This is a genomic window from Selenomonas sp. AB3002, from assembly GCF_000702545.1.
In the GTDB taxonomy this organism is placed as follows: domain Bacteria; phylum Bacillota; class Negativicutes; order Selenomonadales; family Selenomonadaceae; genus Selenomonas_B; species Selenomonas_B ruminantium_A.
Genome location: NZ_JNIO01000008.1, coordinates 1292982 through 1315941 on the forward strand (window position 1 = coordinate 1292982; position 22960 = coordinate 1315941).

General features: G+C 55.9%; 20 protein-coding genes. 4 read left to right on the forward strand and 16 right to left on the reverse strand.

Going from position 1 to position 22960, the window contains the following annotated elements:
- The gene (locus tag P159_RS0114175; RefSeq protein ID WP_029545040.1) at positions 1-207 is read right to left on the reverse strand and encodes a hypothetical protein; all 207 of its coding nucleotides are present in this window, start codon (positions 205-207) and stop codon (positions 1-3) included.
- A gap of 394 nt (positions 208-601) precedes the next feature.
- Here P159_RS0114175 and P159_RS0114180 point away from each other — a divergent pair, with 394 nt between their 5' ends.
- Both P159_RS0114180 and P159_RS0114185 read left to right on the forward strand, forming a co-directional pair.
- Positions 602-1975 carry a GntP family permease gene (locus tag P159_RS0114180; RefSeq protein ID WP_185753797.1) on the forward strand — a complete coding sequence of 458 codons (1374 nt, stop codon included), beginning with the start codon at positions 602-604 and terminating at the stop codon, positions 1973-1975.
- A gap of 63 nt (positions 1976-2038) precedes the next feature.
- Positions 2039-3319 (forward strand): hypothetical protein, encoded by a 1281-nt coding sequence (locus P159_RS0114185; RefSeq protein ID WP_051650386.1) that lies wholly within the window; start codon positions 2039-2041, stop codon positions 3317-3319.
- 194 nt (positions 3320-3513) lie between these two features.
- Here P159_RS0114185 and P159_RS0114190 read toward each other — a convergent pair whose 3' ends face one another.
- The 7 genes from P159_RS0114190 to P159_RS0114220 form a co-directional block, all read right to left on the reverse strand.
- Positions 3514-6417 carry an AMP-binding protein gene (locus tag P159_RS0114190; protein ID WP_029545046.1) on the reverse strand — a complete coding sequence of 968 codons (2904 nt, stop codon included), beginning with the start codon at positions 6415-6417 and terminating at the stop codon, positions 3514-3516.
- Between the two features lie 226 nt (positions 6418-6643).
- The gene (locus tag P159_RS0114195) at positions 6644-7549 is read right to left on the reverse strand and encodes a prephenate dehydrogenase/arogenate dehydrogenase family protein (RefSeq protein ID WP_029545048.1); all 906 of its coding nucleotides are present in this window, start codon (positions 7547-7549) and stop codon (positions 6644-6646) included.
- Positions 7546-8559, reverse strand: coding sequence for a 3-deoxy-7-phosphoheptulonate synthase (gene aroF, locus P159_RS0114200; protein WP_029545050.1), 1014 nt, complete (start codon positions 8557-8559; stop codon positions 7546-7548). The genes P159_RS0114195 and aroF overlap by 4 nt, the downstream gene beginning before the upstream one ends.
- A gap of 29 nt (positions 8560-8588) precedes the next feature.
- Positions 8589-9065 (reverse strand): N-acetyltransferase, encoded by a 477-nt coding sequence (locus P159_RS0114205; protein WP_029545052.1) that lies wholly within the window; start codon positions 9063-9065, stop codon positions 8589-8591.
- 33 nt (positions 9066-9098) lie between these two features.
- On the reverse strand, positions 9099-9737 hold the full coding sequence (gene nth, locus P159_RS0114210) for an endonuclease III (protein ID WP_029545054.1): 639 nt from the start codon (positions 9735-9737) through the stop codon (positions 9099-9101).
- Between the two features lies 1 nt (position 9738).
- The gene (locus P159_RS0114215; protein WP_029545056.1) at positions 9739-11100 is read right to left on the reverse strand and encodes a PFL family protein; all 1362 of its coding nucleotides are present in this window, start codon (positions 11098-11100) and stop codon (positions 9739-9741) included.
- Positions 11101-11133: 33 nt separating this feature from the next.
- Complete coding sequence (locus tag P159_RS0114220) at positions 11134-11406, reverse strand: ACT domain-containing protein (protein ID WP_029545058.1); 273 nt, start codon at positions 11404-11406, stop codon at positions 11134-11136.
- Positions 11407-11753: 347 nt separating this feature from the next.
- Between P159_RS0114220 and P159_RS0114225 the strand changes: the two genes are divergently transcribed.
- Positions 11754-13139 (forward strand): pyruvate carboxylase subunit B, encoded by a 1386-nt coding sequence (locus tag P159_RS0114225; RefSeq protein ID WP_029545060.1) that lies wholly within the window; start codon positions 11754-11756, stop codon positions 13137-13139.
- Positions 13140-13209: 70 nt separating this feature from the next.
- Here the strand turns inward: P159_RS0114225 and P159_RS0114230 are convergent, their stop codons facing one another.
- The 8 genes from P159_RS0114230 to P159_RS0114265 all read right to left on the reverse strand — a co-directional run bounded on the left by P159_RS0114230 (position 13210) and on the right by P159_RS0114265 (position 22140).
- Positions 13210-14637, reverse strand: a complete 1428-nt coding sequence (locus P159_RS0114230; RefSeq protein ID WP_029545062.1) for a sodium:alanine symporter family protein — start codon at positions 14635-14637, stop codon at positions 13210-13212.
- 160 nt (positions 14638-14797) lie between these two features.
- Entirely contained in the window at positions 14798-15886 is a 1089-nt protein-coding gene (locus tag P159_RS0114235) for a D-alanyl-D-alanine carboxypeptidase family protein (protein ID WP_185753756.1), read from the reverse strand.
- 90 nt (positions 15887-15976) lie between these two features.
- On the reverse strand, positions 15977-17347 hold the full coding sequence (radA, locus tag P159_RS0114240; protein WP_029545065.1) for a DNA repair protein RadA: 1371 nt from the start codon (positions 17345-17347) through the stop codon (positions 15977-15979).
- Positions 17348-17406: 59 nt separating this feature from the next.
- A complete protein-coding gene (locus P159_RS21285) occupies positions 17407-17535 on the reverse strand; it encodes a hypothetical protein (RefSeq protein ID WP_318253592.1) in 129 nt (42 codons plus the stop codon).
- Positions 17525-20020 (reverse strand): ATP-dependent Clp protease ATP-binding subunit, encoded by a 2496-nt coding sequence (locus P159_RS0114250; RefSeq protein ID WP_029545067.1) that lies wholly within the window; start codon positions 20018-20020, stop codon positions 17525-17527. The genes P159_RS21285 and P159_RS0114250 overlap by 11 nt, the downstream gene beginning before the upstream one ends.
- A 30-nt stretch (positions 20021-20050) precedes the next feature.
- Positions 20051-21118 (reverse strand): ATP--guanido phosphotransferase, encoded by a 1068-nt coding sequence (locus P159_RS0114255; RefSeq protein WP_029545070.1) that lies wholly within the window; start codon positions 21116-21118, stop codon positions 20051-20053.
- Complete coding sequence (locus P159_RS0114260; protein WP_029545071.1) at positions 21111-21665, reverse strand: UvrB/UvrC motif-containing protein; 555 nt, start codon at positions 21663-21665, stop codon at positions 21111-21113. The genes P159_RS0114255 and P159_RS0114260 overlap by 8 nt, the downstream gene beginning before the upstream one ends.
- Before the next feature lie 22 nt (positions 21666-21687).
- Positions 21688-22140 (reverse strand): CtsR family transcriptional regulator, encoded by a 453-nt coding sequence (locus tag P159_RS0114265; protein ID WP_029545072.1) that lies wholly within the window; start codon positions 22138-22140, stop codon positions 21688-21690.
- Between the two features lie 205 nt (positions 22141-22345).
- On the opposite strand from P159_RS0114265, the gene thiT reads away from it, so the two are divergent.
- Positions 22346-22951 carry an energy-coupled thiamine transporter ThiT gene (thiT, locus tag P159_RS0114270; RefSeq protein WP_318253593.1) on the forward strand — a complete coding sequence of 202 codons (606 nt, stop codon included), beginning with the start codon at positions 22346-22348 and terminating at the stop codon, positions 22949-22951.
- The last annotated feature ends 9 nt before the right edge of the window (positions 22952-22960 follow it).

Consider the following 22960-nt stretch of genomic DNA (forward strand, 5'->3'; position numbering starts at 1 on the left):
TTACTTCTGCTTAGCTTCCTGAGCAGCGATAAGGTCCTCGAGCTCCTCTTTCTGGCGCTGAAGCTCAGCAAGGGGCAATTCACCTGCGGGAGCAGCCTGCTGGAGGGCAGCCATCTGCTGCTCACGCTCCTGCATGAAGCGATAGCCGAAAATACCAGCTACGGCACCAACTGCGAGACCAATCCAAAAATCTGTTTTCTGGAACATAAATATCCTCCTCATGTGAAACACTTAGGCCAAGCTGAAAACAACCTAACTGACTGTTCCCATTATACTGCGAATGAGAACAGCTGTCAATATTGAATGATTATCAACCTTGCCTAAAAATATATTAACTGCTTAAAGTATAACATAAATTACATAGTAAGAGAAGGTCCGGAAGGCAATTAGAAGTAATTATCAGACACATTTGTTATTGATTATTATTCTTTTATTTATCAGCTCAGAAGCGACGTTTATTGATTATCATAATATTTGTTCATCTTCGAATATTATTGACCATAACTGCTAGTTATGATAATATATGTATGCTTTCAAACAATAATTTCAGGAGGAGATTCCCTTGGCAACCATCGCTATGGCAGCTGCGCTCATAGGGCTTATGCTCTGCGCTTACCGCGGCTGCTCCATCATCCTGGTCGCACCCTTCTTTGCGGTTGTGGCCGCCCTGGGCAGCCAGCACTATGGCCTGCCCATTTTCAGTGAGCTTTACATGACCAAACTGGCCGAATATGTAAAGACCTATTATCCCATCTTCCTTTTCGGCGCCGTCTTCGCCAAACTCATGGAGAAAGGCGGTCTGGCCTCTGCCGTGGCGGCCAAGATTGTCAGCACCCTGGGAGAGGAGCGGGCCATCCTGGCTGTTATCCTGGGCTGCGGCGCCCTGACCTACGGCGGCCTGTCCGTCTTCGTGGTAGCCTTCGTCATGTACCCCTTCGGGGCCGTGATCTTCCGTCAGGCTGACATTCCCAAAAGGCTCCTGCCCGCCACTCTGTGGATAGGCATCTTTTCCTTTGCCATGGTTGCCATGCCGGGCACCCCCCAGATTCAGAACATCATCCCCGCTGCCTACTTCGAGACTTCTTCCTGGTCAGGCATCGGCATCGGCCTCTTCGCCACCATCATCTTCATGGTCATGGGCTGGGGCTGGCTCACCTACCGCATGAAGAAGCTCAAAAACGAAGGCGAAGGCTACGGTGCCCACGCCGACCGTCAGAGCGGCCAGGGCAAGGCAACTGTCAGCTGGCAGCTGGCCATGGTGCCCCTCCTGCTGGTAGTCATCATCAACGTGATTCTCTCCAATCCCTTCGCCTGGGACTGGGGTTTCCACTGGGCTGAGGATATGCTGGAGTCCCTCTCCGGCATGAAGCTCACTCTCATTGCCTCCCATATCGGCAAGGTATCTGCCATCTGGTCCATTTCCATCGCCCTGATTGTCAGCAGCGTCGCCGCTGGCTGGATTGGCAGGAAAAGGCTCAAAGCCACTGACGGCTTTTTGAATCCCATCAACTTCGCCGCTTTGTCCTCTGGCACTGCGGCCCTGAACGTGGCCTCCGGCTTTGCCTTTGGCTGCGTGCTGGTGGCCATGCCGGGCTTCAGCCCCATCAAGGATGCCCTCCTGGGGCTTTCCGCCTCCAGCGGCCCGCTGCTTTCCGCAGTCCTTGCCACCAACATCATGTGCGGCATCACCGGCTCTGCTTCCGGCGGTCTCACCATCGCCCTCTCAGCCTTTGGCGAGCAGTGGGCACAGGCAGCCATCGCCCAGGGCATTCCCCTGGAGGTCATGCACCGCATCGTGGCCATCGCTTCCGTGGGCATCGACCCGGTGCCCCACTGCGGCGCGCTGGTGACCCTGCTGGCTATCTGCGGTCTCACCCACAAGCAGTCCTACTTCGACATCGTGGTGCTGCTCTTCATGAAGTTTACCGTGCCCTTCCTGTGCATCGCCTTCTACATGCTGACGGGCATCGTCTGATAAGGCATGGCAATACAATAGATATATGTATGAGCAAATATTTCCCAGAAAGGATCTGATCCTATGGATAATGAGACTCTGCTCCGCCGTATGGAGGCCTTCGACCCGGAGCTTTCTGACCTCTTGCTCTCCGCTCTGGACAGGCAGTGCTCCACCCTGTCCCTGATACCTACCGCCAATGCGGTCTCTCCCTTCTCAGCCTATCTGAAGGGCAGCGTGCTGGGCAATGACTTCATGGACCATCACGCCATTGAGCGCCGCAGCCGCCTGGAGCAGATGGCCTGCCGCCGGGTGAAGGAACTCTTCCACAGCGGCCACGCCATCGTCCGCACGGGCAACCCCGTGGCGGCATCCCGTGTAGTTTTCTACGCCCTGGCCCAGCCGGACAGCACCATCCTCTCTTTCAATCTGCGCAAGCAGGAGCACTGCACCGGCGACTGGATGACCTATAACTTCGTGAAATTCAGCCTGGAGCCGGACACCCTCACCATAGATTTTGACAAGGTACGGGAGCTGGCCCTGAACCACCGTCCCCGCATCATCATCTACTCCCCGGTGAACTACCCCCAGAATACAGACTACGAAAAGTTCCGCCAGATCGCCGATGAGGCAGGCGCCTATCTCTGGGTGGACATCGGGCAGAATGCAGGCTTGGTGGCCACAGGCTTCGTGCCCTCCCCGGTCCCCTATGCAGATGTGGTGACCTTCGGTGCCAGCGACGCCCTCCACGGCCCCCAGAACGGCATCATCCTCACCACGGAAAAGCTGGCTCCCTGGCTTGATCAGGCGGTCATCGACACGGGCCATGTGTCTTTGAAGAAAAACGTGCTGGCAGCTTTGGCCATCACCTTCAAGGAAGCTGCCACTGACGAATTCATCGCCTACTGCCAGCAGACTATCAAGAACGCCCAGGCTTTGGAAATGGGCCTCAGGGAAGCAGGCGTGAACACCCTCTGCGGACCCACCGCCAACCATCTGGTATTGGCCCAGCTCAGGGAGGGCATCGACGGCAGCAAGCTCACGGATAATCTGGTTGCAGCGGGCCTTATGGTGAAGCCCGAGCAGCTCCTCACCTCCAGTGACCTCAGCTTCTCTGTGCTGCGCCTCTCCAGCCTTGACCCCACCACCCGCTCCCTGAAGGAAAAGGATATGTTAAAGGTAGGCACCGCCCTGGGCAACTTCATCAACTCCGGCCAGAAGGGCAATGATATCTCCGAAATGTCCAAGATAGTCAAGAAAATCATTGACGGACGCCCTCTCTTTTCAGAAGAATGGCTCCCGGATGCAGAAGCAGACGACAGCCAGCCGGATATGATGGAAAAGATGATTTACTGGAACATCTGATATGGCATTAAAGCGCCTCTCTGTGATGCAAAAATCACAGAGAGGCGCTTTTTCGTCCCCCGGCTCACAAAGATTCAGGAGTGCTTTTCATCAATCCGCATCCACCAGTGCTGTCCTGTCCGGATATTCTGCAGTGATATCGCGAAGCCGCGCCAGATATCTTTTCATAGACACTCTCCTCATAAAGTATTCGCTCACTTCCCATCGCTGAGATAATCAACAGCCTCAAGATAATTCTCCACAAACATCTCTACTTTATCAGCAGAAAAATGATGAGGGGAGTAAATGACACTGAGATGCAGCCTGTCATCCTCCGCCTGATCCACCACAGAAACCACAAAAAAATGCCACGGCTGCTCAAACTCAGGGATATACGGCAGTTGCTGCTCAATATATTTGCCCATTTTTCCAAGGCCGAACATATCCTTTTGATAGAGGAACAACACACTTTCACTCATAGATGGCACATCCAGGGGGAAATAACTGTAAGGAGCGTGAGCGACGCCAAACTCCATCTGTGCCTTCGTCTGGGCCAAGAGCTCTTCCGGGGTGTTCCCTTCCCCTATAGCCAGGCCAACGGGCACATTAAAGGCAAAGCCTCCCGCAGAATTCATTTTTAAGGATTCATCCCGGCCATTGCTGGTCACATACACCAAAGAATGATTGGTTCCATTGCTTTTAGCCATAGCCAAGGCTGCCGCCGTCGTGTAGAAGGCATTGGTTCTGTCCAGCTTCCTGGGAAAGGCATTGGTCTTTCTGTATAAAACCGCCTTTTGATACCTTCCCTCCCAATCGGGATGCATTTTGCACTCCGACGCAGCCAGCTGCAGTTTTTGCCGGTAAAGTTCCTCATAATATCTTCCTGCTTCCCGATAAACCTCACTTGCCGCAGCCAGTTCCATTTGCCTGAGAAGATAATAATAATAGTCAGGCGCAGGCTCAAAAGATGGATTTTCATAGCATTCAAACAGATTGTCGCGCAAAAGGGCCATCCCTGTGCCATCAAGAAAAGCATGATGAAGCTGCAGGAACAAATAAGAAGTTTCCTTCGTACGCAGGATTTTTCCCCGGTAGCCGCCCTGGGCAAAAATATCCATTTTTTCCAGGGGCGCCTGCTGCAGCCTGTCTATCTCCGCCTCCGTTACCTCCCGGATTTCTGTGGGCACCGGCAGGCTTTCATCATACACCTGCCTGATAACTCCATCTTCCCCTCTTGCCAAACGGGTGGAAAAGATGGGATAGTGCCGCAGCACCTTGTCAAGGGCCTCCCTGAGTCTTTCCGGGTCAACGGAAGGCTTCATCTTGTAGAAGCGAACAATCCAGCCCATATTTTGCTCGGCATGTGCCAAAGTCAGTTCCACCCATATTTTCTGCATGGACAGGAGTTCCCTCAGTTCCTGCCTGGCCTGGAGTTCCTGCAACTGCCAGGCAGCATCCCCCGGCATCTGACGATTGGCGCAGATTGCAGCCAGCCGCCTCGGTGTCCTCGCATCGTACAACTCTCCTGCCGTGAAAGAAAAGCCACGGCTGCCTGCCAGAGCAATCAGGCGGATGGAACGCAGGGAATCTCCCCCCAGCCGGAAAAAATCGCTCGCTGCGCTGAATTTTTCCAGGTCCAGGATCTCTGCCATCATCTCACAGATGGCCCGCTCTGCTTCATTTGCGGGAGCCACGTACTCGCCTGCCATATCTTTCAGCTCCGGCGCAGGAAGAAGGCGGCGAAGGATCTTTCCCCTGTCACTCAGCGGCATTTCCTCCAGCGGAATGTAATAGGTGGGAAGCATATAGCGGGGCAACATATCCGCCAGCGCCCCCAGGTCCACCTTCAATTCCTTCCCTGCCAGCAGGTTCCGCTCTGCCGCCTCTCCCCGCAGATAATACAGGCAGATAAAGGAACGCCCCTCCAACTCAAACCCTTTGGCTACCACAGTCTCCAGCCCCGTAATTTTTTTTACTGCACTCTCGATTTCCACCGGCTCCACGCGGTTGCCGTTGATTTTGAACATATCGTCCTTGCGGCCCACGATATAATACATGCCGTTCTCATCTCTTCTGCCGAGATCTCCCGTATGGAAGACCCCGTCCACAAAAGCCGCCTTTGTTTTCTCCGGCAGATTCAGATAGCCCCTGACGTATTCATTTTTAAAACAAATCTCGCCAGTCCCGGCTCCCTCCACTCTGTTTCCCTGCTCATCCTCCAGATGCAGGTCAATTTCTGCCAGTACAGGCTTCCCCATGGGCGCTATTTCATAGGCCTTGTCCAGAAAAGTCTCCAGTATCGTGAAGCCTGCTTCCGTCATCCCGTATAGATTGCGGATGGCCGGCTTTCCTCCGGGATAATAAAGCCCATTTGCCGGCTCCCCTGCCGTGAGGATTTCTTCCAGATAGGGACTCGGTTCCTTGTACAGCCGTACATAAGAAGGTGACAGAAAGATTCCCTGTATCCGATTTTCATGCATATACCGGGAAAAGCTGGCAATATTCCTTACGATATCCCCTGGCAGGATGTACATGGTAAAAGCCTGCAGGGTATAGTGCATCACAAACTGGCAAGTCGCCATGAAATAAAAGGGAGAGATGATCCCCTGCCTGAACTCCCGCCAGTCCGTTCTATCCTCTATGAGGGAAGCCTGCTGTTCTATATTGCCATATTCATGGATGGAGCCTTTCGGATTTCCAGTGGAACCTGAGGTATAGATGATATAGGCTTTGTCATGAAGCTCTGCCTCCTCATGCCCCTCCCTGTATTCCTCTGTTGCCAGTATCTTCCGATACAGGGCTTCATCCAGGACAATGGTGCAGGAAGCGTCTTTTTTTATGTAGTCAACCCGCTCCTGCGGGTAATCCTCCTCCAGGGGAATGAACGCTGCTCCGGCCTTCAATACGCCTAGAATGCAGGAGACGCTCCCTATGCCCCGTTTGGGGCAGACCAGGATGTGGTCTTCCCGCTTCACCCCCTGCTTCTTCAAGTAATTGAAAATTTTCCCCGTCTCAATTTCCACCCCACGATAAGTCAGGCTTTTTTCCGCCTCGACCAAGGCCGGCCTGTCTGGATATTTCTCCATGATCTCGTGAAGGCGATCCAGATATCTTTTCATTGGCAAACCTCCCGTTTCGTTCACTGCTCACCGCCAAGATATCGTAAACGTCATAATGGTTGACAATCAGCCTTCCCCTCTGGGGAAGGCTTTTGTTGGCATTTCCAAAGACGTTTACTACAAAATTAAGCGAAAATTCACTAACTAACACCCTCAAGGCCCTCAAGGCAAAAAAAGAGCCTGACTGCCTTGGCAGACAGACTCCCATATCCATGGATATTTTTTATCAGTTTGGGTCTATCCGCTTCTCCACGGCCTGCTCCAGCAGGCTGTCGCGCCTTGCCTTGGAGGCGGCGAAATAATCGTGAATGGCTGTGCGGTCATGGCTGTCTATCGCTGTGATGACCTCGCCTAAAATTGACTGCAGTTCCTTCAGATGGCGGTTGATGGCCTCCCCATTGGTCATGCAGATGTCTGCCCACATGTCCGCATTGGAGGAGGCTATGCGGGTAGTATCCGTGAAGCCGCCGCCGATGAGCTTGATGCAGGACTCCAAGTCGTCCCCGCTGCGGTTCAAAAGTGTCACCAGGGCTGCTGCCGTCACATGGGGCACATGGCTGATGACGGAGGCGCAGCGGTCATGCTTTCTGATGTCAAGGGTGGTGAAATTTGCCCCCGTGTGCCTGAGCACTGCCATGAGCTTTTCATGGGCTTCCTCTGGCGCCCCCGTATCCTCCACAATCACATAAGCCTTGCCGCGGAAGAGGTCGGCCTTGGCAGCGGTGACACCGCTTTTTTCCCGCCCCGTCATGGGATGGCCTGCAATGTAGTAGATATTCTCTGGCAAAATACCCTGCAGCTGCTGCCAGATATACTGCTTGGTACTGCCGGCATCAGTGATGATGGTGCCAGGCTTCAGATAGGGCAGGAGCTTTTTCACCATGGGCACGATCTGCAGCACCGGAGGGCTCAGAAAGACAATATCAGCTTCTGAGACTACCTTTTCTATATCGCCGTCTGCAAAATCCACGGCCCCCAGTTCCACTGCCTTTACCATAGAGGCCTGGGTGCGGCAAAGGCCTGTGATATAAATGCCCTCTCCCATTGCCTTTTTCAGGCAGAGGCCCAGGGAGCCGCCAATGAGGCCCACGCCAATAATGGCCAGGCGTACAGGCTCCCCTGCCGGCTTCATACAGTTCTCCCCATGACAGCAGCGATCCTCTCCAAATCGGACATGAGGACATTGAACTTCTTGGGCGTGAGGCTCTGGTCACCATCGGACAGGGCAATCTCCGGATGGGGATGCACTTCGATGATGAGTCCGTCTGCCCCGGCAGCCACAGCGGCCCTGGCCATGGGCTGCACCATCTGCCAGCGGCCCGTGCCATGGCTGGGATCAACGATAATGGGCAGGTGAGAAAGTTCCTTCACTGCCGCCACGGCGCTGAGATCAAGAGTATTGCGGGTGTAAGTCTCATAGGTGCGGATACCGCGCTCGCAGAGGATGATGTTCTCATTTCCGCCTGCGGCGATGTACTCGGCGGCATTCAGCCACTCGCTGATGGTGGCGGAAAGGCCGCGCTTCAGCATCACAGGCTTCTTGGCCCTGCCCAGAGCCTTCAGCAGCTGGAAGTTCTGCATATTGCGGGCCCCCACCTGATAGAGGTCGGCATACTGCCCCACCAGCTCGATATCGTCCTTGTCCACGATTTCCGTGACAACTTTGAGGCCGTTCTCGTCAGCCACCTGACGCAGGAGCTTCAGGCCGTCCTCAGCCAGGCCCTGGAAGTCATAGGGGCTGGTGCGGGGCTTGAAAGCGCCGCCGCGCAGGAACTGGGCGCCGCCGGCCTTCACGGCCTGAGCCGCCTCACGCAGCTGCTCCAGGCTCTCCACAGAGCAGGGACCTGCCATGACCACCAGCTGCTCGCCACCTACCTTCACGCCGTCCACATCCACCACGGAGTTTTCCGGATGGAACTCACGGCTCACCAGCTTGTACTTCTCAGTGATGCGGACAGTCTTTTCCACACCGGGCAGCATATTCATCTCCAGGTTGCCTATGATTTTCTTATCACCGATAACACCTACGATGGTGCGCTCTGCGCCTACGGAAAGATGGGCCTGCAGGCCCACAGACTTCAGCTTGTTTTCCACCTTGGCTATATCTTCCTTGGTTGCACTGGGGCTCATTACGATAATCATCTAATTACCTCCTGCTCCTATATGATTTGTTATTGCGCTTTCGTGCCTGCCTCCCTCATGAGGGCGATTTCATCGCAGTTGGGGAACTTGGGGCAGTCTATGCACTCTTTCCACACCTTGTGGGGCAGTTCCTCCTTGGTGATGATCCTGAAGCCCAGCGTCTGGAAAAAACCGGGCTTATAGGTGAGGGTGAAATACTGCTCAATGCCCAGCTCATCACCTTCGGCCATCAGGCGGCGGACAATCTCCCCGCCGATGCCCCGGCGGATGTAGTCAGGGTCCACCGCCATGGTGCGCACCTCTGCCAGTTTCTCCCAGATGATGTGCAGGCCGCCGACACCAGCCAGACGCCCCCCATTTTTCTCATCGATGGCCACCACCATATCGCGGATGGTCTCATAGAGAGTATTGCGGGAGCGGGCCAGCATGACCCCTTCTTCCGCATACTTGTTCACCAGTTCATAGATGGCTTCTATATCGCCAAAAACAGCTTTCCTGTATTCCATACAATCACTTCCCGGCCCGTCAAAGGGCCCTGTTTATTTTCCTGGCACTGCACTGGGGCACACCTCATGGAGGGGACAGTCAGTGCAAAGGGGATTCCTGGCCTTGCATAGTTTCCTGCCATGCCAGATCAGCCAGTGGTGGGCTGCAGACCACTTCTCTTTGGGAATAGCCTTCTGCAAGCCCTTTTCCACTTCCAAAGGCGTGGTGCCAACAGCCAGCTTCAGCCTGTTGGCCACCCGGAAGACATGGGTATCCACCGCAATGGCTGGATAATCAAAGGCCACGCTCATGACCACATTGGCCGTCTTCCTGCCCACCCCCGGCAGCTTCTGCAGGGCCTCGAAATCCTCGGGCACCTGCCCACCATAGTCCTGCAAGAGCATCTGGCAGGCCGCCATGATGTTTTTTGCCTTGTTGCGGAAAAGCCCGCAGTCCTTGATTTCCTGCTCCAGCGTCCCCAGTCCCAAGGCCAGGATTGCCTCAGGGGTGGGCGCCTTGGCAAAAAGCCTTTCCGTCACCACATTCACCCGCACATCTGTGCATTGGGCAGACAGGATGACGGCAATCAGGAGCTCGAAGGGATTGCGGAACTTCAGGGCAGGCTTCACGCCTTGATAAATTTCCTCCAAAATGGCAATCTGCTGCTCCCTGACTGCCTTGGTCACCCGCATATCAGTTGGTAAGGCTCCGCACCGGCGCGGGAATGCGGCCGCCGCGGGCCACGAAGGCTGAGGAACTGTACTGGTTCCTGACGGGCACGATGGGGCAGTAGCCCAGGAGGCCGCCGAACTCCACCACATCTCCCACCTTCTTGCCGGGCACGGGAATCACGCGCACAGCCGTGGTCTTGTTGTTGATCATGCCGATGGCAGCTTCATCGGCGATGATGCCGGAAATGGTGGCTGCGGAAGTATCACCCTCCACTGCAATCATATCCAGACCCACGGAGCAGACGCAGGTCATGGCCTCCAGCTTCTCAATAGAAAGACTGCCCTGCTTGACGGCAGCAATCATGCCCTCGTCCTCGCTGACGGGAATAAAGGCGCCGGACAGACCGCCCACATGGGAGCTGGCCATGAGGCCGCCCTTCTTCACTGCATCGTTCAGCATGGCCAGAGCAGCCGTGGTGCCGGGAGCGCCGCAGGCCTCCAGGCCCATTTCCTCCAGGATGCGGGCCACGCTGTCCCCTACGGCAGGCGTGGGAGCCAGGGAAAGGTCGATGATGCCAAAGGGCACCCCCAGACGCCTGGAAGCCTCGCGGGCCACCAGCTGGCCCACACGGGTGATCTTGAAGGCCGTCTTCTTGATGGTCTCTGCAATCTCCGTGCAGTCAGCCCCCTTGAGATCCTCCAGGGCATGCTTCACCACGCCGGGGCCGCTGACACCCACGTTGATGACCCGGTCACCCTCGGACACGCCGTGGAAGGCGCCTGCCATGAAGGGGTTGTCCCCGGGGGCGTTGCAGAAAATCACCAGCTTGGCGCAGCCCAAAGCCTGGGTGTCACGGGTGAGCTCGGCGGTGCGCTTCACCACTTCGCCCATCTCCCGCACGCAGTCCATATTGATGCCCGCCTTGGTGGAGCCCAGGTTCACAGAGGAACACACTATATCCGTGGAAGCCAGCGCCTGGGGTATGCTCTCGATCAGCACCCTGTCACCGTGAGTGTAGCCCTTCTCCACCAAAGCGGAGAAGCCGCCGATGAAGTTGACACCCACAGCCTTGCCAGCCCTGTCCATAGCCTCGGCCACAGGCACGAAGCTGTCTGTCTTGCAGGCATCAGCCGCAATGGCAATGGGAGTCACAGAGATGCGCTTGTGGATGATGGGGATGCCGTACTCTGCCTCGATGTCCTCGCCGGTCTTCACCAGGAACTCTGCAGACTTGGTGATCTTGTCATAGACATTCTGGCAGAATTTCTCGAGATTGGGATGAGCGCAGTCCCTCAGGGAGATGCCCATGGTGATGGTGCGCACATCCAGCTTGTTCTCGGTGATCATGCGGTTTGTTTCTAAGATATCATCTATAGTGATCAATGGTCTTGGTCCTCCTAATCAGTTGAACGAAACTCAGACGTTGTGCATGACGTTGAAGATGTCCTGATGCTGGGCCTTGATGTCCAGCCCCATTTCCTGGCCCTTCTCCTTCAGCACTTTCTGGAGGTCCACCAGGCTCATGCGGGCGTCCTCGCCCATCTCGGCTCTCATGACCATGTTGAAATAGCCATCCATGATGTTCTGGTTGATATTGAGGATATTGACGTTGTTTTCCGCCAAAACCTGGCTCACCATAGCGATAATGCCCACCCTGTCCTTGCCTACAATGGTAACTACCAGCTTCATTTACACATCTCTCCCCATAGATAATAAAATGACTTTGCCAATGTAAACTCTTTAGCAACACGGCTAAACAAAAATTCAACACTCCTATTATAACAAGGGTTATAACAAAAACCAATAGTCTGGCTGTAATTCTGTTTAGTTATGGTATGGGAAAAGAATCACATTCATGTTGACAATCAGCAAATTAGTACCTATAATACAGTTGTGATGTAAATTTAAGAAAAATCCCTACAACTGTAGGTTTTATGCGGGTTCTCCCGCATGCAGAAGCATCTTTTTCTTCAATTTTCGTCTGTTTTATCTATAAGCCACATTTATAGAATGATAGTATGAGGAGAGTGTTATTTATGGCAAAGAATCCGGTCAAGATCACAGAAACGGTTCTCCGTGACGGCCATCAGTCCCTGGTTGCCACCCGCATGCGCATCGGCGACATGCTTCCCCAGCTGGAAGCCCTGGACAAAATCGGCTACAACGCCCTGGAAGCATGGGGCGGTGCAACTTTTGATACCTGCCTCCGTTTCCTGGATGAAGACCCCTGGGAGAGACTGGATACCCTGAAAGCCAACCTGAAGACTCCTATCCAGATGCTGCTCCGCGGCCAGAACCTCCTCGGCTATAACCACTATTCCAATGACGTGGTGGAAAAATTCGTGCAGGCTGCTTCCCGTCACGGCATCGGCGTCTTCCGCATCTTCGATGCCCTGAACGATGTGCGCAATCTGAAGGTAGCCATCAAGGCTGCTCTCGCCTGCCCCGAGAAGCCCCATGTCCAGGGCTGCCTGGTATACACCATCAGCCCGGTGCATACCAATGAGAAATTCGTGGAACTGGCTAAAGAGCTGGAAGAGATGGGCTGCCATTCCGTCTGCATCAAGGATATGTCCGGCCTCCTGAAGCCCTATGTGGCAGAGGATCTGGTGAAGAAGCTGAAGGAAGCTCTCTCCATCCCCGTGGAACTCCACACCCACTGCACCTCCGGCTTCGGTCATGCCACTTACCTGAAGGCCGTGGAGGCAGGCGTTGACATCATCGACTGCGCCTTGGCTCCCTTCTCCAGCGACACTTCCCAGCCCTGCACCGAGACCATGGTGGCAGCTCTGGAAGGCACTGACCGTGACACGGGCCTCGACCGTCAGGCCATGACCCCCATTTCCCAGCACTTCCTCTCCGTGAAGAAGCGCATCATCGATGAATTCAAGCTCAAGGGCTATTTCGATATCAACCCCAACGTGCTGGACTTCCAGATTCCCGGTGGCATGCTTTCCAACCTGGCCAATCAGCTGAAAGAAGCCGGCATGGAAGACAAGTATCAGGATCTCCTGGATGAGATGCCCCGCGTCCGCAAGGATCTCGGCTATCCGCCCCTTGTCACCCCGTCTTCCCAGATCGTGGGCACCATGGCTACCTTCAACGTCATGAGCGGCGAGCGCTACAAGATGGTACCGAAGGAATTCAAGGATTTGGCCCGTGGCAAGTTCGGCCGCACTCCTGTGGCCATCGACCGCGACTTCCTCACCAAGACTCTCGGCATCGCTCCCGTGGACATCATTGATGACTGCTCCGTGGAAGATGCCAAGGCAGAGACCTTTGAGGAATTCAAGGCCGAGCTGGTGGAGAAGGGCTTCTTGAACCCCACCGACGAAGACGTACTTTCCTACGCTCTCTTCCCCCAGGTGGCAGAGGAATTCTTCCAGAAGCACTACCAGAAGGTTACCGCTTACAAGCGCTAAACCTACCCACACAAATAGGGAGGCTGACAGTCCATATGACTGTCAGCCTCCCTATTTCATTTACATTATTTTACTTATGGTCCACGGGATTCTTGATTCCCCAGGCATGAACGCCCTCCACATTGCCCAGGATAGCCGGGTCAAAGACAGGCTCTATGCCCTGGTCCCTCTGGCTGATATAGCTGTCCAGCGCAATGCGGGCATACTTGGCCAGGCGTATGACCGCATAGAGGTTGGTGAGGCACAGCAGGCCCATGAAGAGGTCCGCCAGGTTCCATACCAGATTCAGCTCGGCCAGGCAGCCGAAAAGCACCATGGCCACCACACAGACCCGGAAGGCCTGCAGGCCGGCCTTGCCATTGCCTTCAAAGAAGGCAATGTTGATTTCCCCGTAGTAGTAGTTACCCACAATGGAGCTGAAGGCAAACATCAGAATCATCAGGGAAACGACACTGGGAGCCAGGCTGCCGAAGGCACTGGCCAGACTGGCCTGAGCCAGGGCAATGCCCGTCAGCTCACCACCCACCTGATACTGGCCAGTGAGAAGCACGATGAAAGCCGTGGCTGAGCACACCAGCCAGGTATCCACGTAAACGCCCAGAGCCTGTACCAGGCCCTGCTTCACAGGATGGGAGACATCAGCTGTAGCGGCGGCATTCGGCACAGAACCTTCACCGGCCTCGTTGGAGAAGAGCCCCCGCTTGACACCCGTCAGCACCACCGAACCCAATCCGCCCCCCACAGCAGCCTGGGGTGAGAAAGCATCATGGAAGATGAGGGCAAACATGCCCGGCACCTTGTCGATATTCAGCAGGGTTATAAGAACAGCAATAAAGATGTAGAAGCCTGCCATAATGGGCACCAAAACCCCGGCCACCCTGGCTATGCGGTTCACGCCGCCAAAGATGACCAGCGAAGTCATCACGCACAGGAAGATAGCCGTGGCATAAGGCGGAATGCCAAAAGCCGTGACAGCAGACAGAGCGATGGTATTAGCCTGCACGGAGTTGTAGATAAGGCCGAAGGTGACGGAAATCAGTATGGCAAAGAGCTTGGCCACACCTCTCTGGCCCAGTCCATTCTGAATATAGTAGGCAGGGCCGCCATGGAACTTGCCCTCCTCCCGGGGCAGCTTGTAGATCTGCGCCAGGGTACTCTCCACAAAACCCGTGGCACAACCTATGAAAGCTATGACCCACATCCAGAAAACAGCACCGGGACCGCCAGTGACAATGGCGATGGCCACGCCGGCAATATTGCCCACACCCACGCGGGAAGCTGTGCTGACGCAGAAAGCCTGGAAGGAGCTGATGGTCTTCCCCGCAGGCCTCTTGCCTATGCCCTCTGACAATACCCGGAACATCTCCGGCAACATGCGCAGCTGCACTAGTCCAGTGGTAAGGGTGAAATAGAGCCCGCAGCCCACCAGCACCACAATCAGCACGTAAGACCAGAGCAGAGTGTTGATACTATCAACTGCACTGTTCAGTATGTCCATAAATTATAATACCTCCTTTGATTTAGTGTACCTATACTATTACAACATAACTATCATAACACGATTGTTCTGATTTTGTCGACAAACAAATCTCCCGGGTCATGCCAGCTCCACAAACAAAAAACTGACGCGTGCCTAGCATGCGTCAGTTCTCTTATATTTATAGACGGTCAAATACCGGCTCAAACACGCCTACCAGCCAGGAGAGGATATCCGAGCCCTGTCCTACGTTCTTATCCGCCAGGATATCCACCTCACCAACCTGCTCCCCCTTGTAAAGCAGCTTGGCCGTGCCTGCTTTCTGTCCTTTTTTCACAGGAGCCGCCAGCACTTTCTTTACATCGTAAACCACTTTGTAATTGCTTTTTTCCTCAGCATCTACCAGAGGAAAGTTTATATCCTCTGCCAGATGGAGGTCTACTTTGGCTTCCCTGCCATCCTTGACCCAGGCGCTCCCCCTGAAGCGTTCCTTGTTCACCCCGCGCACCAGGCGGGTGTGCTCAAAGCCGTAGTCCAGGAGCTTTTCCGCATCCTTGAATCTGTCCTTGGGGGTTTCGGCGTGCATGACAATGACGATGAGCTCCAGCCCGCCCTGTTTGGCAGAGGCAGCCAGGCACCCCCCTGCCGCCTGGGTCCAGCCGGTCTTGATGCCCGTCATGCCCTCGTACTTGCCCAGAAGCTCATTGGTGTTTTCTGCTGCCAGCATCTTGTTTTTGGGAATGCTCCAGCGCAACAGTGCCTTCTGCTGGCCCACGATTTCCCGGAATCTCTCATTCTGCATGACGTGACGGGCCAGCTTTGCCATATCCCTGGCCGTGGAATAGTGTTCAGCATTTGTCAGGCCATTGGGATTCACGAAGTGGGTGTTCTCCATGCCCAGCTTCTCCGCCTTGGCATTCATCATCTCCGCAAAGGAAGAGACGGAGCCGCCTATCTGCTCAGCCAGGGCCACCGCCGCCCCATTATCCGAAAGCATCAGCAGGCCGTTCAGGAGCTCCGCGGAAGACAGCATTTCCCCGGGCAGGAGCCCCATGGGCACATCCTCGGTAGCCGCCGCATTGGCAGAAATCAGCACCTCCGTATCAGCGCTGAGGTTTTCCAAAGTCAGCAGCCCCGTCATCATCTTGGTCATGCTGGCAGGATAGCGGCGCTCATCGGCGTTCTTCTCCCAGATGACTCTGCCGGTAGAGGCTTCCATAACTATAGCGGCATCGGCGCTGAGTTTTATGTCTTCCTGTGCTTCTGCCACAGGCACTTGCGCTACAGCCAGTACAAAACACAGACATATTGCTGCAAATTTTCTTAAGCACCCCATCGGGGTAATTGCCACCTTTCTGATTCATCTTGGCATAGCCAGCTTCAAGGCCTGGCTTACTGTCTCAGCGCCGTAAAGCTCTATGCCCTTTATCTCCCCGGCCAGCTGCCGGTAATTCTTCATGGGCAGCACCGCTGTCTTGAAGCCCAGACGCTTGGCTTCGTTCACCCTGCTCTCAGCCTGGCTCACAGCCCGCACCTCACCGGAGAGGCCCACCTCGCCAAAGACGATGGTCTGGGGCCGCAGGAGCCTGTTGGCAAAGCTGGAGGCCATGGCGACGCAGAGCCCCAGATCTGCTGCAGGCTCATCAATGCGTATGCCGCCTGCCACCTTCACATACACATCGCAGGCACCAATGGACAGGTGCACCCTTTTCTCCAGCACTGCCAGCAAGAGCTGGATCCGCTTGATATCCACGGAATCCGCCGTGCGCCTGGGCGGTACATAGGGAGTGGGTGCCACCAGGGCCTGCACTTCCACCAGCAAAGGGCGGGTTCCCTCCACCGTGGGAATGATCACCGTGCCCGTGTCCTGCTCCCGGTCGGAAAGAAAGAGCTTGGAGGCATCCGGCACATCCACCAGCCCCACTTCCCGCATTTCAAACAGCCCCAGTTCATTGGTACTGCCAAAGCGGTTCTTCACCGCCCTGAGCACCCTGTACTCGGCATTGCGCTCACCTTCGAAGAAGAGCACCGTGTCCACAATATGCTCCAGCACCCGGGGGCCTGCCAGATTTCCTTCTTTCGTAACATGGCCAATTATGAATGAAGCTATACCACTGCTCTTTGAAATTCGCAGCAGGTCTACAGCGCATTCCCGCACCTGGGACACGCTGCCCGGGGCGCTCTGTATCTCAGGCTTGAACACCGTCTGAATGGAGTCAATGACCAAGAGGTCCGGCTCCGCATTCATGACATGGGTTTCAATGGTGGAAAGGTTGGTCTCGCTCACCACCAGCAGGTTATCCGCAATGGCCTCAAGCCTGTCGGCCCTCATGCGCACCTGGCGGGTGCTCTCCTCGCCGGTGACGTAGAGCACCTTTCTCCCGGCGCGGGCAATCTCGGCGCAGACCCGCAGGGTCAGGCTGGACTTGCCTACCCCCGGATCCCCTACCAGCAGCACCATGGAACCGGGGATAACCCCGCCCCCCAGCACCCGGTCAAGCTCCCCGGAGCCGGTGGAAAAGCGGGGCATATCCTCCAGCTCCACCTCCCCTATGGGCTTGGGGGGCACAGCATCAGACAGCCCCGTGCGCGTTTCGCTTTCCTTTTCCGGCAGGGCGATTTCCTCCACCATGGTATTCCAGGCGCCGCAGCCAGGACACCTGCCCTGCCACTTGGGAGAGTCATAGCCGCACTGCTGGCAGACGTATACGGTTTTCTTCTTCTTGGCCATAGCAAGCCTCCAATAATAAGAGCCGCCCCCATCGAAGCCAGGAAGCGGCTCTGATATCTTCATCGATTTAGTATACGCTTAATCAGCCGGATAGTCCAGCGTCCCAGCCAGACAATGGACCAAAAAAGATTCATGAAGAAGTTCAGTATTTTTCCCTTGGTAGTCTCAGGCGCCAGCTTATTGTCCATGACTTATGACCTCACGCCTCCTGCCTGCAGGCTTTTCTTTCTTCACGAAATCCAGCTTGTCCTCAGCCTTGCCCTTGCGGACGCTGATAGTATCTCCTGCCTTGAAAGCCCCGGCAAGCAGCAGCTCCGCCAGATCGTTTTCCAGCAGCCTTTCGATGGCCCGGCGCAGGGGACGCGCCCCATATTTTTCATCCGTGCCCTTTTCTATCAGGCGCAGCTTGGCGCTGGGGGTGACCTCCAGCCGCAGGCCCTGCTCCAAAAGGCGCTTCTTCACATCAGCCAGCAGGATATCCACTATCCTGGAAAGCTCCGGCCTGCCCAGTGGGTGGAAGACCAACAGCTCGTCCACTCTGTTCAGGAACTCCGGCCTAAAGGTGCGGCGCACCTCGCCCATGACCCGCTTCTTTTCCAGCTCCTGCTGACTGAGGCTGCGCTCCGCCCCTACGGCAAAGCCCATAGCAGGAGCAGCCTTCTTCAGGGACCCGGCTCCGGCATTGGAGGTCATGATGATCACCGTGTGGCGGAAATCCACCGTGCGCCCCTGGCCGTCAGTAAGGCGGCCGTCATCCAGCACCTGCAGCAGGATATTGAAAACATCAGGGTGGGCCTTTTCTATCTCATCCAAAAGAATGATGGAATAGGGCTTCTGCCGCACGGCATCTGTCATGCGGCCTCCCTCCTGATAACCCACATAGCCCGGAGGGGCTCCCACCATGCGGGAAACAGTATGCTTTTCCATATACTCGGACATATCAAAGCGGATAATGGCCTCTTCACTGCCAAAGAGCCTTTCTGCCAGCGCCTTGGCAAGTTCCGTCTTGCCCACCCCCGTAGGCCCCAGGAACAGGAAGGAACCAATGGGGCGGCGGGGATCCTTGAGGCCGGCCCTGGCCCTTCTGACCGCACGGGAAACGGCTTCCACCGCCTCCTGCTGCCCCACCACTCTGGCAGACAGCTTCTTTTCCAGCCCCAGAAGGCTTGCCGCTTCCCGGCTGGCCATGCGCTGCACAGGAATGCCTGTCCAGAGGGAGACCACCTCAGCCACGTCGTTTTCTGTCACCGTCACGAAGCTGCCATTCTGCTGGTTCCACTCCTTGCGTGCCTCCTGCAGTTCCGCCTTCTTCCGCTGCATTTCATCCCGAAGGCTGGCGGCCTTCTCAAAGGCCTGGTCCTTGATGGCTTCGTCCTTCTCCTTTTCCAGCCGGTTAAGGCTCTCCTCCATCTCCTGCAGGGACTTGGGAGCAGAGACATTTGCCATGCGCACCTTGGCCGCCGCCTCGTCCATCACGTCGATGGCCTTGTCCGGCAGGAAGCGGCCCGAAATATAGCGGGAACTCAGCCGCACCGCTGCCTCCAGGGCATCATCCTGAATGACTGCCCGGTGGAATTTCTCATAATGTCCCCGCAGCCCCTTCAGGATAGCCTCCGCCTCATCCACGGTAGGTTCCTCCACCAGCACTGTCTGGAAGCGGCGGGCGAGGGCCCCGTCCTTTTCCAGATGCTTCTTGTACTCGGACAGGGTAGTGGCGCCGATGACCTGTATCTCGCCGCGGGACAGGGCAGGCTTCAGGATATTGGCCGCATCAAGAGCCCCCTCTGCCGCCCCGGCTCCCACCAGAGTGTGGAGCTCGTCTATGAAGAGTATCACCTTGCCTGACTTCCTGATTTCCTCGATGACTCCCTTCAGGCGTTCCTCGAACTCACCCCGGTACTTGGCACCTGCCACCAGAGAGGCGATGGACAGGGAAATGATTTCCTTGTCCTGCAGCGTATGGGGCACCTCTCCTGCTACTATGCGCTGGGCCAGTCCCTCGGCAATGGCAGTCTTGCCCACCCCCGGCTCCCCCAGGAGCACGGGATTGTTCTTGCGGCGGCGGGAGAGGATCTGCACCGTGCGGGTGATTTCCTTCTGCCTGCCCACCACCGGGTCCAGTGCCTGCTCTTTGGCCAGCCTGGTTAAATTGCGGCCGTATTTTTTCAGCAGGGGCGTGCCTCCCCTGCTTTCGTTCGAAGCGTTTGGCTCTTCCTGATAATCGCCTTTTTCTTCCAAAAGAGAAAAGATTTCATTCAAAGCATCATTCAATTCTATACCGAAGTGCTCAATCAGCTCCACCGCCGCCCCTCCGGCGTCCTCCAGCAGGCTGATAAGGATATGCTCCGTGTCCACCACAGAGGCCCCCAGCCGGTCGGCTTCCTCCACCGCCCCCTCCATGACCCGCTTGGCCCTGGGGGTATAGTAAGGATTGTCAGAGGGGTATTCCTGCTCGCTGGCCGTCAGCCGCCGCAGCTCCGAGAGGGCGCTTTCATACTCCATGCCCAGATTCCTGAGGGCTTTGGCCGCCAGGCTCCCCCGTTCATGCAGGAGCCCCAGCAGGATATGCTCTGTACCTATGTAATCCCGGCGCAGCTCGTGGGCCAGATACTGGCCGAAACGCACTGCCCGGACAGCTGTTTCTGTAAATTCTCTTCGGTCTCTATCGCCCATGCAGGGCCTCCTTTCTATGGGAAATAAGGCTTACTCCTTGCCCAGCAGGGCCTTGCGCACCTGCTCTGCCCGGAGCCTGTCTATCTCGTTCTTGGACATATTTTCATTTTCCGCCAGATTCTGGAGGAAGTGGGTGCGGCTCACCAGCAGGATATCTCCGAAGCTGTCGGGATTCTCCCATTCCATCAGCCGCAGGTTCACTCCCAGCCGCACCCAGGAAAGAAGCTCCAGCGTCTCCTTCTCCGTCAGCAGCCGGGCATAGCGCAGGGTGCCGTAGGCACGCCACACCTCATCCTCCAGCCTGTCCTTCATGTACAGAGCCAGGGCTTTGCGGGCCTTGCGCTCATGGGCCACCACTTCCCGGACGGCGCTCTTGAGGTTTTCCACCAGCGCCTGCTCAGAGAAGCCCATGGTAAGCTGGTTGGTGATCTCATAGAGGCAGCCCCCTGCCTCCTGCCCCTCGCCGTAAAGGCTGTGAATGGACAGGCCCAGCTGGGGAGCAATGGTCTCCACGCTGCTGATATTCTTGGTGAAGACCAGCCCCGGCAGGTGCAGCACCACCGAAGCCCTGAGGCCCGTGCCCAGATTGGTGGGCACCGCCGTAAGATAGCCCATCTTCTCGTCAAAGGCTATATCCAGCTGGGACTCGATGATATCATCAATGGCAAAAGCCTTCTTCAGGGGCGCATCAAGATCAAAGGCAGGGGCAAGGCACTGTATGCGCAGATGGTCATCCTCGTTGACCATCAGGCTCACCTGTCCCGCCTCTGCCAGCAGCACCTCGCGATGCTGGGGATTCTTCATCAGGGCCGTGGTAGCCAGCTGCTTCTCAATCAGCACGCTGCGCTCCAAGGGGGTAAGCTCCTCCATGTTGAACCCTGCAAATTCCGTTCCCAGGCCCTTGGCCAGGCTGGGCAAGATCTGCTCCACCTGCGTGCGCACCGCCAGCAGCTGGGAAAAGTCAGCCCGATTGGGGAAGGGCAGCTTTTTCAGATTCCTGGCCAGCCGCACCCTGCTCATGAGCACTACATCACCATCTGTCCCCCCGGCAGAAAGCCAGCTCAGGTGGCGCTCTTTCATGATTTCGTCCTTAGACATGAGCCTCCCCTCCTTCCTTGGCGGAAAGCTTCTGCTCCAACGCCCGCACCTCATCACGCAGCCTGGCTGCCTCCTCGTATTCCTCCCGGGCAACCTTTTCCTTGAGCTCGGCCCGGAGGCGCTTGATTTCCTGCTTCAGCTCCAGGGTTCCGCCGCTGCGGCGGGGAATCTTGCCGCTGTGGGTGCTGGTGCCGTGAATGCGGCGCAGGAGGGGTTCCAGCTGGGGACGGAAGGTAGCATAGCAGACACTGCAGCCTATTTTCCCCGTCTGCTGGAAATCCGCATAGCTCATGCCGCAGTTGGGACAGGTGAGCACCAGAGGCTCCCCCTGCCTGCCCTTCTGCTTTTCCTCCTGTCCGGCAGACTGGCTGAACATGCCCTTGAGGAAATCGTCTACAGACATATTGCGCTTAGGCTGGTTTTCCGGCATGAATTCCCCGTAGCCTGCCGCGCATTTCTCGCAAAGGTTCTTCTCCACCCGCCCCTTGGGACCTATCTGCACTATATGGACTGCCGCTTCCCGGCGGCCGCAATCATCGCATAACATATATTTCACCGCTTTCCTAAAATCAGCCGAAATTCTCCAAAGTCAGCAGCATGACCTTCAGCAGCCGCACTCTTTCCTTGTCGCTCATGGTGGCAGAATGGAAGACCTCCCCCACCACCTGCATCAAAAGCGCGCCTTCTCTCGTAGACACCATATCGTGGTCATGGAGGTATTGTATCATGCCCTGCATGGTCTTCTCATCCGTATCCTCATCGATATCATCCAGCATCTGCTGGTAAACCAGGCTCTTCATGGGCACCTGGACAATGCGGATATACCCCCCCAGACCACGGCGTGATTCCACCATGAAGCCCTTGTCCTGGGTAAAGCGGGTGGAAAGCACATAGCTGATCTGGGAAGGGGCGCAGGAAATGGCGTCCGCGATATCCGTGCGCCTGAGCTCCACCTTGCCATCCTCCCTGGTGGCCAGCTGCCGGAGGATATAGGCCTCAATTAAATCCGCAATATTGCTCATTGTATCACCCTCTGTATCTTGATTGACTAATTGACCTATCGTTCCCTCCATTATATTTGATTTTTTGACTTTTGGCAAGAACTTACTTGCCTTCCCCTTGAGGGGAAGGCTTATTATCTGCCAATAATACATTGTTTTCTCCTGCCCATGATGTTAAAATACTCATGTTGCAATCATCGTCTCTTGAATTAAGGAAGTGTTTTATTTGGCAGAACTCATCTCCAGTCCCTCCAGCATCTTTGCCATAACTTGTCTTTTCGCCCTGACGGGAAGCTGCATTTACCTGCGCAAAACCCGGCTCACCACCCAGATGATGGTCTACATTGCCCTTATGCTGTCCCTCACCATCATCCTGCAGCAACTGCAAATATTCCATTTCCCCCAGGGGGGCAACCTGACCCTTGGCTCCATGCTGCCCATCATGCTCATCTCCTGGCGCTTCGGCCCTTCCGTGGGTGCCATGACAGGCTTTCTCTACGGTTTCATGAATCTCCTGCAGGACCCCTTCATCCTGCATCCCGTGCAGGTGCTCTTTGACTATCCCCTGCCCTTCATGGCCATCGGGCTGGCAGGCCTTATCAGGCACAATTTCTACCTGGGCATTCTCCTGGGCTTTGCAGGGCGTTTCCTCTGCCACTTCATTTCCGGCATAGTCTTCTTCGCCTCCTACGCTCCGGAGGGCATGTCCCCCGTCCTCTATTCGCTCACCGTCAACGGCTCACTTATGGGCGCTGAATGCCTGATTTGTCTGCTGCTTGTGAAACTGTTGCCCATCAGACGCCTGCTGGACAGTATGGGACAAGAACGATAAGGAGTGACT

What these genes read in the sequence shown, in the direction of transcription:
- P159_RS0114175 (WP_029545040.1), bottom strand. Translation starts at nt 207, where the DNA reads ATGTTCCAGAAAACAGATTTTTGGATTGGTCTCGCAGTTGGTGCCGTA.
- P159_RS0114180 (WP_185753797.1), top strand. Translation starts at nt 602, where the DNA reads ATGCTCTGCGCTTACCGCGGCTGCTCCATCATCCTGGTCGCACCCTTC.
- P159_RS0114185 (WP_051650386.1), top strand. Translation starts at nt 2,039, where the DNA reads ATGGATAATGAGACTCTGCTCCGCCGTATGGAGGCCTTCGACCCGGAG.
- P159_RS0114190 (WP_029545046.1), bottom strand. Translation starts at nt 6,417, where the DNA reads ATGAAAAGATATCTGGATCGCCTTCACGAGATCATGGAGAAATATCCA.
- P159_RS0114195 (WP_029545048.1), bottom strand. Translation starts at nt 7,549, where the DNA reads ATGAAGCCGGCAGGGGAGCCTGTACGCCTGGCCATTATTGGCGTGGGC.
- aroF (WP_029545050.1), bottom strand. Translation starts at nt 8,559, where the DNA reads ATGATTATCGTAATGAGCCCCAGTGCAACCAAGGAAGATATAGCCAAG.
- P159_RS0114205 (WP_029545052.1), bottom strand. Translation starts at nt 9,065, where the DNA reads ATGGAATACAGGAAAGCTGTTTTTGGCGATATAGAAGCCATCTATGAA.
- nth (WP_029545054.1), bottom strand. Translation starts at nt 9,737, where the DNA reads ATGCGGGTGACCAAGGCAGTCAGGGAGCAGCAGATTGCCATTTTGGAG.
- P159_RS0114220 (WP_029545058.1), bottom strand. Translation starts at nt 11,406, where the DNA reads ATGAAGCTGGTAGTTACCATTGTAGGCAAGGACAGGGTGGGCATTATC.
- P159_RS0114225 (WP_029545060.1), top strand. Translation starts at nt 11,754, where the DNA reads ATGGCAAAGAATCCGGTCAAGATCACAGAAACGGTTCTCCGTGACGGC.
- P159_RS0114230 (WP_029545062.1), bottom strand. Translation starts at nt 14,637, where the DNA reads ATGGACATACTGAACAGTGCAGTTGATAGTATCAACACTCTGCTCTGG.
- radA (WP_029545065.1), bottom strand. Translation starts at nt 17,347, where the DNA reads ATGGCCAAGAAGAAGAAAACCGTATACGTCTGCCAGCAGTGCGGCTAT.
- P159_RS21285 (WP_318253592.1), bottom strand. Translation starts at nt 17,535, where the DNA reads ATGGACAATAAGCTGGCGCCTGAGACTACCAAGGGAAAAATACTGAAC.
- P159_RS0114250 (WP_029545067.1), bottom strand. Translation starts at nt 20,020, where the DNA reads ATGGGCGATAGAGACCGAAGAGAATTTACAGAAACAGCTGTCCGGGCA.
- P159_RS0114255 (WP_029545070.1), bottom strand. Translation starts at nt 21,118, where the DNA reads ATGTCTAAGGACGAAATCATGAAAGAGCGCCACCTGAGCTGGCTTTCT.
- P159_RS0114260 (WP_029545071.1), bottom strand. Translation starts at nt 21,665, where the DNA reads ATGTTATGCGATGATTGCGGCCGCCGGGAAGCGGCAGTCCATATAGTG.
- P159_RS0114265 (WP_029545072.1), bottom strand. Translation starts at nt 22,140, where the DNA reads ATGAGCAATATTGCGGATTTAATTGAGGCCTATATCCTCCGGCAGCTG.